The organism is Pseudomonas sp. 22526 (genome assembly GCF_052044735.1).
GTDB lineage: Bacteria > Pseudomonadota > Gammaproteobacteria > Pseudomonadales > Pseudomonadaceae > Aquipseudomonas > Aquipseudomonas piscium.
In genome coordinates, this window is sequence record NZ_JBQENK010000004.1 from 36,976 (window position 1) to 51,145 (window position 14,170).

The 14,170-nt window shown below is 60.4% G+C and carries 14 protein-coding genes; all 14 read left to right on the forward strand.

The window, feature by feature from the left end:
* Positions 1-69 precede the first annotated feature (69 nt).
* The gene (locus ACTJKT_RS07035) at positions 70-996 is read left to right on the forward strand and encodes a ketoacyl-ACP synthase III (RefSeq protein WP_440786615.1); all 927 of its coding nucleotides are present in this window, start codon (positions 70-72) and stop codon (positions 994-996) included.
* An 81-nt stretch (positions 997-1,077) separates the two neighbouring features.
* Complete coding sequence (locus ACTJKT_RS07040; protein WP_440786616.1) at positions 1,078-2,370, forward strand: motility associated factor glycosyltransferase family protein; 1,293 nt, start codon at positions 1,078-1,080, stop codon at positions 2,368-2,370.
* The gene (locus tag ACTJKT_RS07045; RefSeq protein WP_440786617.1) at positions 2,367-2,636 is read left to right on the forward strand and encodes a hypothetical protein; all 270 of its coding nucleotides are present in this window, start codon (positions 2,367-2,369) and stop codon (positions 2,634-2,636) included. Before ACTJKT_RS07040 ends, ACTJKT_RS07045 begins: the two co-directional genes overlap by 4 nt.
* Before the next feature lie 250 nt (positions 2,637-2,886).
* Complete coding sequence (locus ACTJKT_RS07050) at positions 2,887-3,738, forward strand: flagellin domain-containing protein (protein WP_025805189.1); 852 nt, start codon at positions 2,887-2,889, stop codon at positions 3,736-3,738.
* 72 nt (positions 3,739-3,810) lie between these two features.
* Positions 3,811-4,176, forward strand: a complete 366-nt coding sequence (locus ACTJKT_RS07055) for a flagellar protein FlaG (protein ID WP_440786618.1) — start codon at positions 3,811-3,813, stop codon at positions 4,174-4,176.
* A gap of 82 nt (positions 4,177-4,258) precedes the next feature.
* Positions 4,259-5,677, forward strand: a complete 1,419-nt coding sequence (gene fliD, locus ACTJKT_RS07060) for a flagellar filament capping protein FliD (RefSeq protein WP_440786619.1) — start codon at positions 4,259-4,261, stop codon at positions 5,675-5,677.
* Between the two features lie 128 nt (positions 5,678-5,805).
* Entirely contained in the window at positions 5,806-6,201 is a 396-nt protein-coding gene (gene fliS / locus ACTJKT_RS07065; protein WP_007922642.1) for a flagellar export chaperone FliS, read from the forward strand.
* Positions 6,202-6,211: 10 nt separating this feature from the next.
* Complete coding sequence (fliT, locus tag ACTJKT_RS07070; protein WP_007922640.1) at positions 6,212-6,508, forward strand: flagellar protein FliT; 297 nt, start codon at positions 6,212-6,214, stop codon at positions 6,506-6,508.
* A gap of 173 nt (positions 6,509-6,681) precedes the next feature.
* Complete coding sequence (locus tag ACTJKT_RS07075; RefSeq protein ID WP_440786620.1) at positions 6,682-8,157, forward strand: sigma-54 dependent transcriptional regulator; 1,476 nt, start codon at positions 6,682-6,684, stop codon at positions 8,155-8,157.
* 128 nt (positions 8,158-8,285) lie between these two features.
* Complete coding sequence (locus ACTJKT_RS07080) at positions 8,286-9,479, forward strand: sensor histidine kinase (protein ID WP_164485796.1); 1,194 nt, start codon at positions 8,286-8,288, stop codon at positions 9,477-9,479.
* Positions 9,480-9,484: 5 nt separating this feature from the next.
* Positions 9,485-10,894, forward strand: coding sequence for a sigma-54-dependent response regulator transcription factor FleR (gene fleR / locus ACTJKT_RS07085; protein ID WP_440786621.1), 1,410 nt, complete (start codon positions 9,485-9,487; stop codon positions 10,892-10,894).
* Positions 10,895-11,022: 128 nt separating this feature from the next.
* Positions 11,023-11,349, forward strand: coding sequence for a flagellar hook-basal body complex protein FliE (fliE, locus tag ACTJKT_RS07090; protein ID WP_007922633.1), 327 nt, complete (start codon positions 11,023-11,025; stop codon positions 11,347-11,349).
* Positions 11,350-11,364: 15 nt separating this feature from the next.
* Positions 11,365-13,152 carry a flagellar basal-body MS-ring/collar protein FliF gene (gene fliF, locus ACTJKT_RS07095; RefSeq protein ID WP_440786622.1) on the forward strand — a complete coding sequence of 596 codons (1,788 nt, stop codon included), beginning with the start codon at positions 11,365-11,367 and terminating at the stop codon, positions 13,150-13,152.
* The gene (gene fliG / locus ACTJKT_RS07100; RefSeq protein WP_007922630.1) at positions 13,145-14,164 is read left to right on the forward strand and encodes a flagellar motor switch protein FliG; all 1,020 of its coding nucleotides are present in this window, start codon (positions 13,145-13,147) and stop codon (positions 14,162-14,164) included. The genes fliF and fliG overlap by 8 nt, the downstream gene beginning before the upstream one ends.
* Positions 14,165-14,170: the final 6 nt, after the last annotated feature.

A 14,170-nucleotide genomic window follows, 5' to 3' on the forward strand; every position in this document is an offset into this window, starting at 1 on the left:
ATGTCTGTTTGTCGGCAGCCCCGGTCCCGGTGGTCGGGGTATTCAGCTGTTTATTATTGGGAAGCCGTAATGATTGGCATAAAGAGCATTGCGAGCTACGTGCCTGTAGCCGGCGTAGACAATTACGCACAAGGTGCAAAATTCGAGAAGGATGAAGAGTTCATCCTGGGCAAGATCGGTTCGGCCTTCCTGCCGCGCAAAGACGCCACGCAGGAAACCTCGGACCTGTGTGTCGAAGCAGTCAATGCGCTGTTCGCCAACAACCCGCAACTGTCGCGCGAGTCGATCGACGCGCTGATCGTCGTCACCCAGAACGGCGACGAAGAAGGCCTGCCGCACACCGCCGCCATCGTCCAGGACAAGCTGGGCCTGCCGACTAACGTCGCGGCCTTCGATATTTCCCTGGGCTGCTCCGGTTATGTCTATGGCATCTACGCGCTCAAGGGCTTCATGGAAGCCGCGGGCCTGAAGAACGGCCTGCTGGTCACCGCCGACCCTTACTCGAAGATCGTCGATCCGGAAGACCGCAACACCACCATGCTGTTCGGCGATGCGGCGACCGCTACCTGGATGGGCGAAGACGCTCCCTGGCAGCTGGGCAAGGCCAAGTTCGGCACCGACGGTTCCGGCGCTCCGCACCTGAAAGTCAGCGATGGGGTGTTTTTCATGAATGGCCGCCAGGTGTTCAACTTTGCCCTGCTGAAAGTCCCGGCGCACTTGAACGAGTTGCTGGATGAGTCGGGCCTGAAGGCGGAGCAGATCGATGCGTTCTGCATCCACCAGGGCAGTGCGGCGATCGTCGACGCCGTGGCGCGCCGTTTCGAAGGCGATCCGGAGAAGTTCATCAAGGACATGGTCGAGACCGGCAACACCGTGTCGTCGAGCATTCCACTGCTGCTGGAAAAGCACGTGCTCGAGTCGAAGTGGCAACGTGTGGCCCTGAGTGGCTTCGGTGTAGGGCTGTCCTGGGGTTCGGCGATTATCTATCGCCCATGAGTTGATCCCGCGGCATCCAAAAATAGCGCCCAGGGTGTACCCTGAGCGCTATTTTTTTTGCATGAAGATAGGCGAGACAGCATGAGCGAAAGCTTCGAGGGCAATGCCCAGGCAATACAGGCTCGCTGGCCACGACTGCTCGAGCGGTTGCTGGCGGAGGACAGTGCTGCATTGCAGGCGGATCTGGTCGAAGGGCTGGGGTCGACCTTGAGTATTTCCGGCATTCAGCTCACCAGCCGCCACGATCGTACGGCGGAAGCCCGAACCCAGGCGGCGAGCCTGCCGGCCGATAGCCCGGTGATCCATCTGTACGGCACTGGCTTGGGCGACTTGCAGCAGATACTGCTGGAAAACCCGGCGCTGCAACGTTTGCAGGTGCACATCCTGAACGGCGCGGTGTTTGCGCTGGTGCTGCAATTGCTCGATCAGCGGGCCTGGTTGAACGATCCTCGAGTCGAGCTGGGGTATGCCGGCGATCTGGCGGAAATCCAGTTGCCGTTCTTTGCCTTGCCCTCCGAGCTGGTGCTGGCGGATGACTACAACGCCAAGATCCGCGATCGCCTGGTCAGCGAGGTGCACCTGGCCTTCAATAACCGTGACTTCGTGGTCGATTCCCCGGAGGTTGCCCAACGCCTGCAATCGAGTGCCGAGCTGGTGGCCAGTGACAGTGACGTGGCGCAGTTGTTCGGCAGCCAACCGGGGCGCGAGATCTTCGTGATTGCCACCGGGCCGAGCCTGGAACGGCATTTCGAGCGCTTGCGCGAGATTCGCGCCCAGGTCCAGCGCCCTCTGCTTATCTGTGTCGATACCGCTTACCGGCCGCTACTCAAGCAGGGGATCGAGCCGGACATCGTGGTCAGCATCGATCACCGGATTTCCGGCCTGCACCTGCCGCCAGAAAAATCGGCAGCCATCACCCTGGTCTATCTGCCGATGGTCGATCCGCAGATTCTGAGGCTCTGGCAGGGATCGCGGTATGTCGGGTATTCCGCCAGCCCGATTTACACGCGGATGCGCGAGCAACTGCCCAAGGCGCAGCTTTATGTCGGTGGCAGCGTGATTCATCCGGCGGTGGACCTGGCGGTGAAAATGGGCGCCGAGCAGGTCACCTTGTTCGGTGCCGACTTTGCCTTCCCGATGAACAAGACCCATGCCGGCTGGCTCGACGGTGAGCTGGGGCCGCAGCTGGGCGCGGCCAGGCACTGGGTGCTGGACGGCCATGGCCAGCGGGTCAGGACCCAGCTCAATTTCCGCAGTTACCTGTGCGAGCTGGAGCGTTTTATCGCCGGCCATCCACAGGTGCGCTTCTATAACAGCAGTCGGGACGGGGCGATGATTGCCGGGACGACCTACCATCCGGAGTTCAGCCAATGAGCGCGATCGAGGGGCTGATCGCCCGCTTGCAGCAATGCGCCGAGGGCTTTCGCCTGGGGCACGATGTCGAGACGGCCATGACCATGGTCCAGTTGATGGGGTCGATCCAGCCGGTGATCGATACCGCGCCGCAAGAGCAGCGCCAGGACTGGGAGGCCTTGCTTGGCCTGATGTTCGAATGTCAGCAAGGGCAAAACTGGCTGGCCCTGGCCGACTACCTGCAATACGAATGCGTTGAAGTGCTGCGTTCTCTGTCTGCCAGCTGAAACATTCCCTGCCTGCCCGGGCGATCTCCGCGCCCGGGTCCTCTCCGGCATTTTCCTGGCGCCATTTTTCTACCCTTGGAAATCGTCAAGCCCTTGATTTACGAGGGGTGGCACGCTGATGGCAAAATTTTTTGAAAATCCCCTAAAGCAACTTGCATTGCCGACGATAACTATTACGAAGGTTCTCTAGGCCATACCCGGCGGTTGCCAGGGCCGGAAGCCGCAGTACCCAACCAACGAGGAATTCGTCATGGCTTTAACAGTAAACACTAACGTCACATCGTTGAACGTTCAGAAGAACCTGAACCGTGCTTCCGACGCTCTGTCGACTTCGATGACTCGCCTGTCTTCCGGCCTGAAAATCAACAGTGCAAAAGACGACGCCGCCGGCCTGCAAATCGCTACCCGTATGACTTCGCAGATCCGTGGTCAGACCATGGCGATCAAAAACGCCAACGACGGTATCTCCATCGCTCAGACCGCTGAAGGCGCGATGCAGGAATCCACCAACATCCTGCAACGTATGCGCGAACTGGCTCTTCAATCGCGAAACGACTCCAACGGTACTGCTGACCGTGTTGCACTGAACAAAGAATTCGCTTCGATGTCGGACGAGCTGACTCGTATCGCCAAGTCGACCAACCTGAACGGCAAGAACCTGATCGACGGCAGCGCTGGCACCATGACCTTCCAGGTCGGTTCCAACACCGGTGCTACCAACCAGATCACCATCACTCTGGCCAGCGGCTTCGACGCTGCAACCCTGAGCGTAGGTTCTGCAACCATCGCCATCACCGGTAACAGCAGCGCCACCGCTGAAGCCAGCACCAAGGCTTCGATCGACGCAATCGAAAAGGCTCTGGCAACCATCAACTCCAGCCGTGCTGACCTCGGTGCTGCACAAAACCGTCTGACCAGCACCATCTCCAACCTGCAGAACATCAACGAAAACGCCAGTGCTGCACTGGGTCGCGTACAAGATACCGACTTCGCTGCTGAAACTGCACAGATGACCAAGCAGCAGACTCTGCAACAAGCTTCCACCGCAGTTCTGGCTCAGGCCAACCAACTGCCGTCCGCTGTACTGAAACTGCTTCAGTAATAGCTGGCTAAGCTTTGGCGGGGGAGTGCGCTGGTCGTGCTCTCTCGCTTTTTACTTTAAGAGGTGATGGACATGGATATGAGCGTGAAGCTGAACTTGTCTTATCCAGCGGCCAAGCCGGCAACGCCTGTTGCTGACAAGCCTGTGGAGAAGCCTCAAGCGGACGTTGTGGCGCTGCCGACTGTCAAGGAAGAGAGTAAGAGTGCGCAAACCGAGCAGGACAAACTGAAAATGGCCATTCAGGAAATTGAAAAGTTTGTGCAATCGGTCAAGCGTAACCTGGAATTCTCGATCGACGAGCCTTCTGGCAAGGTCGTCGTCAAGGTCATTGCCAGTGACTCCGGTGAGGTGATCCGTCAGATCCCCAACGAAGAAGTCCTGAAGTTGGCCAATAGTTTGAATGATGCGAGCAGCCTGTTGTTCAGCGCTAAAGTCTGACAGCTGGCATGAAATTTGTTGCTATGTTCTTTTGGGCGTTGTAATGGTCAAAAGACCGGCGACACACTGAAGGGAGATCTCCATGGCAAGTCCAATTCTACCGGGTACCGGTCTAGGCTCCGGCCTCGATACCGGTGCTATCGTCAAAGCCTTGGTGAACGCTGATAAAGCACCCAAGCAAGGTCAGATCGACCGGGGAACTGCGACCAACACCGCAAGCATCTCCGGCATCGGCACCTTGAAGTCCTTGTTGTCGACCTTTCGGACCACCATTACCGAACTCAGCAGCAAGACCAATCCGCAATTTCCCGGCTATGCTGCCACTACTTCCGACAGCAAGTATGTAACGGCGGTCGCTGGCAATACCGCGGTCAATGGCAACTATGTTGTCGATGTACAGAATCTCGCGACTTCCTCGAAAGTCGCCAGTGCTGCCTTTGCTGGCGGTACTACAAGTGCTATTCCGACTGGTACCCTCAAAATCAGTCAAAACGGCGCTAACTACAATCTCGATATAAAAGCTGGCGCTACCCTGCAGTCGGTGCGTGACTCGATCAACGCCGATGCATCGCTCAAGGGCGCGGGTATCAGCGCAAACATCGTGACCGACTCCTTTGGATCGCGTCTGGTGGTGGGGTCGACCACTACTGGTGCGGGCTCCGATATTTCTCTTAGTGGTATTGCCGGTCTGGAAATCGACGGCAGCAATGTCGTTGGCACTTCCGGTTCGCCAATGACCGCCACTTCTGCGGGCTCCATTGGAGCCCTGGCGGTGGATGCCAAGTTCACCGTCGACGGCATGGCGCTGACCAGCAAGAGCAACTCGGTGGACAAGGCGGTTTCCGGGATGACCTTCAACCTGGTCGCCAAGGGCACTTCGACCATTACCGTCGCGGCCAACACCGACGGCTTGAAGGCTTCGATCCAGAAGTTCGTCGATGCCTACAACGCGGTGGCCAACAGCGTTACCGCGCTGACCAAGCCGTCCCTGGATGACAATGGCAAGCTGACCATCCCGGCACAGCTGACCGGCGACTCGTTGCCGCGCTCGATTCTGGCGGCTATTCGTGCGCCGCTGTCGGAAGTCGGATCTGGCGACAAACTGACCGTTCTGTCGCAGTTGGGGATAACCACCAACCAGAAGACCGGTGCCCTGGACTTCGACTCCACCAAGTTCACCGCGGCGATGAACGACAAAAAGCTCGGTGGCGAGGTGCAGACCCTGTTCACCGGTGAAAACGGCCTGCTGAGCCGCATGGACGAGGCCATCAAGCCTTTTGCCCAGACCGGTGGCGTTCTCGATCAGCGCAAGACTGAGCTGGACAAGGCCAAGGCCAAGCTGACCTTGGATCAGGAGGCTCTGGACCGTCGTATCGAGACCCTGACGGCGGTACTGACCAAGAAGTACAACGACATGGACACCCTGGTGGGCAAGTTGAAAGCCACCGCCAGCAACATCACCTCGATGTTCGAGGCGTTGGCTGCGCAACAGAAAGGCTGATTGATACCAGGCGCCAAAAGCCCGGCAACGTTTGTAGCGTTCCGGGCTTTTGGCTTTTGATCTAAAGTTTTTTGACGCCAGGTCGATACGCTGGTTATACGAACCCTTGAGTTTTGATGAGGTAGAACATGAATCCGATGTTAGCCCTTCGGCAATACCAGAAGATTGGTGCCCAAGCGCAGACTTCCGAAGCCAGCCCCCATCGTCTGGTGCAGATGCTGATGGAAGGCGGTCTGGATCGTATCGCCCAGGCCAAGGGGGCGATGGAGCGCAAGGATATTCCCGGCAAGGGTGTGTTCATCAGCAAGGCCATCGGCATTATCGGCGGCTTGCGCGAAGGGCTCGATCTGGAAAACTCACTCGACACCCTGGGTGATCTGGACGGCTTGTACACCTACATGATGACGCGCCTCACCGAGGCGAACATCAAGACCGATCCAAAGATTCTCGACGAGGTCGCCGATCTGCTGCGCACCGTCAAGGAAGGCTGGGACGCCATCGCTGCGCCGGGTCCGCAGTTCTAAGGAGATCACCATGAGTCTTGTATTGCAGCGCATCGAAGAAACCCGTGAAGCACTGGTTGCCGCCCTGGCCGAGCGTAACTGGGAAGCGATCGGTCAGTTGGATCTGGCCTGCCGTTCCTGCATGGAAGACATCTTGAGTGAAGCTCCGGAAGATGAAGCCGCGTTGCGCGAGAATCTGCAGGAGCTGTTGGGGGTTTATCGGCAGCTTCTTGAGGTGACGACAGGGGAGCGTCAGGCAATAGTCGACGAGATGTCACAGATCCATCAAGCACAGAACGCGGCAAAGGTTTACCATCTGTTCGGTTAATTAACCCCTAAGTTAATCCGAATCCAGTGCGCCATAAATTTGACTGTGCACGCTTTTTTGACTTAACTAGTGGCTGTTTTCAGATTTCAGACGTCTATCAGGCTCAAAATGCCTACAAGCGTCTAGCTTGCCCTGATTCCGGGCATTGAGTTGACTAGGGAAGTTGCTATTGCATGTGGCGTGAAACCAAAATTCTGCTGATTGATGACGATAGCGTCCGCCGCCGCGACCTGGCGGTGATTTTAAATTTTCTTGGCGAAGAAAATTTACCCTGCGGTAGCCATGACTGGCAGCAGGCTGTCGGCTCACTGTCATCAAGTCGTGAAGTAATCTGTGTCCTCATCGGGACTGTAAGTGCTCCTGGTGCACTCCTGGGCCTGTTAAAGACACTCTCAACCTGGGATGAGTTCCTTCCAGTTTTGTTAATGGGCGATAATTCTTCCATTGACCTGCCGGAAGACCAGCGTCGTCGAGTGCTTTCCACCCTGGAAATGCCACCCAGCTACAGCAAATTGCTCGATTCTTTGCACCGCGCCCAGGTCTATCGTGAAATGTACGATCAGGCCCGCGAGCGCGGTCGCCATCGCGAGCCCAACCTCTTTCGCAGTCTGGTCGGCACCAGCCGGGCGATTCAGCATGTCCGGCAGATGATGCAGCAAGTGGCCGATACCGACGCCAGCGTGCTGATCCTCGGCGAGTCCGGAACTGGCAAGGAAGTGGTCGCGCGTAACCTGCACTATCACTCCAAGCGTCGCGAAGCGCCGTTCGTGCCGGTCAACTGTGGCGCGATTCCGGCCGAGTTGCTGGAGAGCGAACTGTTCGGCCACGAGAAGGGAGCCTTCACCGGGGCCATCACCAGCCGTGCCGGGCGTTTCGAGCTGGCCAACGGCGGCACCCTGTTCCTCGACGAAATCGGCGACATGCCGTTGCCGATGCAGGTCAAGCTGTTGCGCGTGTTGCAGGAGCGTACCTTCGAGCGCGTGGGCAGCAACAAGACCCAGAGCGTCGACGTGCGGATCATCGCCGCGACTCACAAGAACCTCGAAAGCATGATCGAGGTCGGCAGTTTCCGCGAAGACCTGTACTACCGCCTGAACGTGTTCCCGATCGAAATGGCGCCGCTGCGTGAGCGGGTGGAAGACATTCCGCTGCTGATGAACGAGCTGATCTCGCGCATGGAGCATGAGAAGCGCGGTTCGATCCGCTTCAACTCCGCGGCGATCATGTCGCTCTGCCGCCATGGCTGGCCGGGCAACGTTCGCGAGCTGGCCAACCTGGTGGAGCGCATGGCGATCATGCATCCCTACGGCGTTATCGGCGTGGTCGAGCTGCCGAAGAAATTCCGCTATGTCGACGACGAAGACGAGCAACTGGTGGACAGCCTGCGCAGCGACCTGGAAGAGCGGGTGGCGATCAATGGCCACACCCCGGACTTCGCCGCCACCGCCATGCTGCCGCCGGAAGGCCTGGACCTGAAGGACTACCTCGGTGGTCTGGAACAGGGCCTGATCCAGCAGGCGCTCGATGATGCCAACGGTATTGTCGCGCGGGCTGCGGAGCGTCTGCGTATCCGCCGCACCACACTGGTGGAAAAAATGCGCAAGTACGGCATGAGCCGTCGCGAGGGTGATGAACAGGCGGATGATTGACGCCTGTTTTTTAACCTGTTGAAAACCGGGCGGTTTTTTTCCGGCACGGGTATTGCTAAGTCTCTCTCAACGTTCCGTTTAACTGACGGTCAGCCACGCGAGAGAGCACGATGCCCCAAGCCGCCCAGATGTCTCCTGTTCCTGAAACCCAGGGGCAATCGTCGTCCGTAGAGCAGGCAAGCCGGCTTGGCCTTGAGCAGGCGTTCGCCTTGTTCAACCAGATGTCGAGCCAGCTTACCGACTCCTACAGCATGCTTGAGGCTCGGGTGACCGAGCTCAAGGGCGAACTGGCCGTGGTCAGCGCCCAGCGCATGCAGGAGCTGGCGGAAAAAGAGCGTCTGGCCAACCGTCTGCAAAACCTCCTCGATCTGTTGCCTGGCGGCGTCATCGTCATCGACGCCCAGGGCATTGTCCGCGAAGCCAACCCTGCCGCCTGTGACCTGCTGGGCTTGCCTCTCGAGGGCGAGCTGTGGCGGCATGTCATCGCCCGTTGCTTCGCGCCACGGGAAGACGACGGCCATGAAATTTCCCTGAAGGATGGACGGCGGCTGTCGATCGCCACCCGTTCGCTGGATGCCGAGCCAGGCCAGTTGGTGCTGCTCAACGACCTGACTGAAACCCGTCACCTGCAAGATCAGCTGGCTCGTCATGAGCGTCTGTCGTCCCTTGGGCGCATGGTGGCATCCCTGGCGCATCAGATTCGTACGCCATTGTCCGCCGCGCTGCTGTACGCCAGCCACCTCACCGAGCAAGAGTTGCCCGTCGCCACCCAGCAGCGCTTTGCCGGGCGGCTGAAGGAGCGGCTGCATGAGCTGGAGCATCAGGTCCGCGACATGCTGGTGTTCGCCCGGGGCGAGCTGCCGCTGACCGATCGCGTGACGCCTAAGGCGCTGTTGCAGTCGCTGCAGGCGGCGGCCCTGACCCATGTGCAGGACGTGCCCGTGCGCTGGCAGTGCGACAGCCATGCCGGCGAGTTGCTGTGCAACCGCGACACGCTGGTGGGGGCGGTGCTCAACCTGATCGAGAACGCGATCCAGGCGAGTGCCGGCCAGGTGCGCCTGAAAGTCCATATCTATACCCGTGGCAACAGCTTGCGGCTGTGTGTCAGCGATAGCGGCAGCGGTATCGATGCTGCGGTGCTGGCGCGCCTGGGTGAACCGTTTTTCACCACCAAAGCCACGGGAACCGGCCTGGGGCTGACAGTCGTCAAGGCGGTGGCGCGTGCCCATCAGGGAGAATTGCTGCTGCGCTCGCGTCCTGGGCGCGGTACATGTGCGCTGGTGGTTCTGCCGCTGTTCTCCGGCGCTCAAGGAGTGGAGTGAAGGTAATGGCAATCAAGGTTTTACTGGTTGAAGACGATCGCGCCCTGCGCGAGGCCCTGGCGGATACGCTGCTGTTGGCCGGTCATGACTACAAGGCGGTCGGCAGCGCGGAAGAAGCGCTGGAGGCGGTGTCTGGCGAGTCGTTCAGCCTGGTGGTCAGCGACGTCAACATGCCGGGCATGGACGGTCATCAGTTGCTGGGGCTGCTGCGTGCGCGCCAACCGCAATTGCCGGTCTTGCTGATGACCGCCCATGGCGCGGTCGAACGTGCGGTCGAGGCCATGCGTCAAGGAGCCGCCGACTACCTGGTCAAGCCCTTCGAGCCCAAGGCCCTGCTGGATCTGGTGGCGCGACATGCCTTGGGTTGCCTGGGGGCGGCCGAGGGTGAAGGGCCGGTGGCATTCGAGCCGGCCAGTGCGCAACTGCTCGAACTGGCGGCGCGGGTCGCTCGCAGCGATTCCACAGTGCTGATCTCGGGCGAGTCCGGCACCGGTAAAGAGGTGCTGGCGCGCTACATTCACCAGCAGTCCCATCGCTCCAGCCAGCCCTTTATCGCCATCAACTGCGCAGCGATTCCGGACAACATGCTCGAGGCCACACTGTTCGGTCACGAGAAGGGCTCCTTTACCGGCGCCATCGCTGCCCAGCCCGGCAAGTTCGAACAGGCCGATGGCGGTACCCTGCTGCTGGACGAGATTTCCGAAATGCCCCTGGCTTTGCAGGCCAAACTGCTGCGGGTGCTGCAGGAGCGCGAAGTCGAGCGGGTCGGGGCGCGCAAGCCCATTGCCCTGGATATCCGGGTGGTGGCCACCACCAATCGCGACCTGGCCGGCGAAGTGGCGGCGGGGCGGTTCCGGGAAGACCTTTACTATCGGCTGTCGGTATTCCCGCTGGCCTGGCGTCCGCTGCGCGAGCGCACCGCCGATATCCTGCCGCTGGCCGAGCGCCTGCTGGCCAAACACGTCAATAAAATGAAACACGCTGCCGCCCGGCTGTCCGCCGAGGCGCAGGCGTGCCTGCTCGGTTATCCATGGCCGGGCAATGTGCGCGAACTGGATAACGCCATCCAGCGTGCGCTGATCCTGCAACAGGGCGGCCTGATCCAGCCGGAAGATTTCTGCCTTGGCGGACCGCTGGCCTGTGCGCCGTTGCCAGCCCTGGCGCCCGCCGTGGTAGCGGCGGTGCGCAGTGCGCCGGTGGAGGCCGAGGTGCCGCCGGCCGAGTCGGCGGGGGCCTTGGGCGACGATCTGCGGCGTCGGGAGTTCCAGATGATCATCGACACCTTGCGGTCCGAGCGCGGCCGGCGCAAGGAGGCGGCCGAGCGCCTGGGTATCAGCCCGCGTACCTTGCGTTACAAGTTGGCGCAAATGCGCGATGCCGGAATGGATGTCGAGGCGTATCTGTTTGCAACATGAGTCGTTTAAGACTGAAGCCGTGCAGGCTTTTGTTCGGTGTCTCCGTGGAGCTGGCACCCTTGTTGCTAACACCTCACTAACCGCTGCGTGAGTGTCAAAAAATTGCGGGTCGTCGGAGAGAGTAGACCATGAGCCAAGGTATTGAATTTAATCGGTTGATGTTGGACATGCGGGCCATGCAAATGGACGCCATGGCCCAGCCAAAATCGGCCGCGGTGCCGCAGGTGAGCGGCAGCAGTTTTTCCGACATGCTTGGGCAGGCGGTGAACAAGGTCAACGACACTCAGCAGGCGTCCAGCCAGCTGGCCAGTGCCTTCGAGATCGGCAAGAGCGGTGTCGACCTGACCGACGTGATGATTTCCTCGCAGAAGGCCAGTGTGTCCTTCCAGGCGTTGACCCAGGTGCGCAACAAGCTGGTTCAGGCGTACCAAGACATCATGCAGATGCCGGTTTAAGGACGAGATTGAGTCATGGCAGAAGCAGTCGCCGATAACGTACCGGCCAAGGCCACTCCGACAGAAGGCAAACCGCCGCTGTTCGGGCTGTCTTTTCTGGAAAACCTCTCCGAGATGACCATGTTGCGTCAGGTTGGCCTCATGGTCGGTCTGGCTGCCAGCGTGGCGATTGGTTTTGCCGTGGTGTTGTGGTCCCAGCAACCCGATTACCGTCCGTTGTACGGCAGCCTTGCCGGCATGGACGCCAAGCAGGTCATGGACACCCTGGCCACCGCCGACATTCCCTACACCGTCGAACCCAACTCCGGTGCCTTGCTGGTCAAGGCCGACGACCTGCCGCGCGCGCGCCTCAAGCTGGCTGCTGCCGGTGTGGCCCCGGGCGACGGCAATATCGGTTTCGAGATTCTCGATAAAGAGCAGGGCCTGGGCACCAGCCAGTTCATGGAAGCGACCCGTTACCGTCGCGGCCTGGAAGGCGAGCTGGCGCGGACCATTTCCAGCCTGAACAACGTCAAGGGCGCACGCGTGCACCTGGCGATCCCGAAAAGCTCGGTGTTCGTGCGCGACGAGCGCAAGCCCAGCGCTTCGGTACTGGTCGAGCTGTATTCCGGTCGTTCGCTGGAGCCGGGCCAGGTGGTGGCCATCGTCAATCTGGTGGCGACCAGCGTTCCCGAACTGAGCAAGTCGCAGATCACCGTGGTCGACCAGAAGGGCAACCTGCTCTCCGACCAGGCGGAAAACTCCGAACTGACCATGGCCGGCAAGCAATTCGACTACAGCCGCCGCATGGAAAGCATGCTGACCCAGCGTGTGCACAACATCCTGCAGCCGATCCTGGGCAACGACCGCTACAAGGCTGAAGTGTCCGCCGATGTGGACTTCAGTGCCGTCGAGTCGACTTCCGAACAGTTCAACCCCGACCAGCCGGCCCTGCGCAGCGAGCAGTCGGTCAACGAACAACGCTCCAGCAGCCTGGGCCCACAAGGCGTTCCTGGCGCCCTGAGCAACCAGCCGCCGGCGCCGGCCAGCGCGCCGCAGACCACCGGTGGCTCTACCGCTGCCGCCGGCATGGTGCAGCCAGGCCAGCCGCTGCTGGACGCCAACGGCCAGCAGATCATGGACCCGGCCACCGGCCAGCCGATGCTGGCGCCGTACCCTAACGACAAGCGTCAACAATCCACCAAGAACTTCGAGCTGGATCGCTCCATCAGCCACACCAAGCAACAGCAGGGTCGTCTGAACCGGCTGTCGGTGGCGGTGGTAGTGGACGATCAGGTCAAGGTCAATGCGGCCAATGGCGAAACCACCCGCGCACCCTGGAGCGCCGACGAATTGGCGCGCTTTACCCGCCTGGTGCAGGACGCCGTGGGCTTCGACGCCAGCCGTGGCGACAGCGTCAGCGTGATCAACGTGCCGTTCTCGACCGATCGCGGTGAAGTGATCGCCGACATTCCGTTCTACTCGCAGCCTTGGTTCTGGGACATCGTGAAGCAGGTCCTGGGCGTGCTCTTCATCCTGGTCCTGGTGTTCGGCGTACTGCGTCCGGTGCTCAACAACATCACCGGTGGCGGCAAGGGCAAGCAACTGGCAGGGCTCGGCAGCGATGTCGAACTCGGCGGCATGGGCGGCCTGGATGGCGAACTGGCCAACGATCGCGTCAGCCTCGGCGGCCCGCAAAGCATTCTGCTGCCTAGCCCGAGCGAAGGCTATGACGCACAGTTGAACGCAATCAAGAGTCTGGTGGCAGAAGATCCGGGTCGCGTGGCCCAGGTCGTGAAAGAGTGGATTAACGCAGATGAGTGATAACCGAGCCGCTACCGCCAAACTGACCCGGGTCGACAAGGCCGCGATTCTGCTGCTGTCCCTGGGTTCCACCGATGCCGCGCAGGTGCTGCGTCACATGGGCCCCAAAGAGGTCCAGCGAGTGGGCGTGGCCATGGCGCAGATGGGCAACGTGCATCGCGAGCAGGTCGAGCAGGTGATGAGCGAGTTCGTCGACATCGTCGGCGACCAGACCAGCCTTGGCGTGGGCTCCGACGACTATGTGCGCAAGATGCTCACCCAGGCCCTGGGCGAGGACAAGGCCAACGGTCTGATCGACCGTATCCTGCTGGGCGGCAACACCAGTGGTCTGGACAGTCTGAAGTGGATGGAGCCGCGCGCCGTGGCGGACGTGATCCGTTACGAGCACCCGCAGATCCAGGCGATCGTAGTGGCCTACCTCGATCCGGACCAGGCGGGCGAAGTGCTCGGCAACTTCGACCACAAGGCGCGCCTGGACATCATTCTGCGGGTCTCCTCGCTCAATACCGTGCAGCCGGCGGCCCTGAAAGAACTCAACCAGATTCTCGAGAAGCAGTTCGCCGGCAACTCCAATGCCTCGCGTACCACCCTGGGCGGTATCAAGCGCGCTGCCGACATCATGAACTTCCTCGACAGCTCGATCGAAGGCCAGTTGATGGACTCGATCCGCGAAGTCGACGAAGACCTGTCCGGTCAGATCGAAGACCTCATGTTCGTGTTCAACAACCTGGCCGATGTCGACGACCGCGGCATCCAGGCGTTGCTGCGCGAAGTGTCTTCCGACGTGCTGGTGCTGGCCCTCAAGGGGTCGGACGAAGGCGTCAAGGAAAAGATCTTCAAGAACATGTCCAAGCGGGCTGCCGAACTGCTGCGCGACGACCTCGAGGCCAAGGGCCCGGTGCGCGTCAGCGATGTGGAAACCGCGCAGAAGGAAATCCTCACCATTGCCCGCCGTATGGCCGAAGCCGGAGAAATCGTTCTCGGCGGGAAGGGCGGCGAAGAAATGATCTAAGGTCGC

Bases quoted from the DNA above. Each gene is read 5' to 3' on its own strand.
- ACTJKT_RS07035 (WP_440786615.1), top strand. From the start codon at position 70: ATGATTGGCATAAAGAGCATTGCGAGCTACGTGCCTGTAGCCGGCGTA.
- ACTJKT_RS07040 (WP_440786616.1), top strand. From the start codon at position 1,078: ATGAGCGAAAGCTTCGAGGGCAATGCCCAGGCAATACAGGCTCGCTGG.
- ACTJKT_RS07045 (WP_440786617.1), top strand. From the start codon at position 2,367: ATGAGCGCGATCGAGGGGCTGATCGCCCGCTTGCAGCAATGCGCCGAG.
- ACTJKT_RS07050 (WP_025805189.1), top strand. From the start codon at position 2,887: ATGGCTTTAACAGTAAACACTAACGTCACATCGTTGAACGTTCAGAAG.
- ACTJKT_RS07055 (WP_440786618.1), top strand. From the start codon at position 3,811: ATGGATATGAGCGTGAAGCTGAACTTGTCTTATCCAGCGGCCAAGCCG.
- fliD (WP_440786619.1), top strand. From the start codon at position 4,259: ATGGCAAGTCCAATTCTACCGGGTACCGGTCTAGGCTCCGGCCTCGAT.
- fliS (WP_007922642.1), top strand. From the start codon at position 5,806: ATGAATCCGATGTTAGCCCTTCGGCAATACCAGAAGATTGGTGCCCAA.
- fliT (WP_007922640.1), top strand. From the start codon at position 6,212: ATGAGTCTTGTATTGCAGCGCATCGAAGAAACCCGTGAAGCACTGGTT.
- ACTJKT_RS07075 (WP_440786620.1), top strand. From the start codon at position 6,682: ATGTGGCGTGAAACCAAAATTCTGCTGATTGATGACGATAGCGTCCGC.
- ACTJKT_RS07080 (WP_164485796.1), top strand. From the start codon at position 8,286: ATGTCTCCTGTTCCTGAAACCCAGGGGCAATCGTCGTCCGTAGAGCAG.
- fleR (WP_440786621.1), top strand. From the start codon at position 9,485: ATGGCAATCAAGGTTTTACTGGTTGAAGACGATCGCGCCCTGCGCGAG.
- fliE (WP_007922633.1), top strand. From the start codon at position 11,023: ATGAGCCAAGGTATTGAATTTAATCGGTTGATGTTGGACATGCGGGCC.
- fliF (WP_440786622.1), top strand. From the start codon at position 11,365: ATGGCAGAAGCAGTCGCCGATAACGTACCGGCCAAGGCCACTCCGACA.
- fliG (WP_007922630.1), top strand. From the start codon at position 13,145: ATGAGTGATAACCGAGCCGCTACCGCCAAACTGACCCGGGTCGACAAG.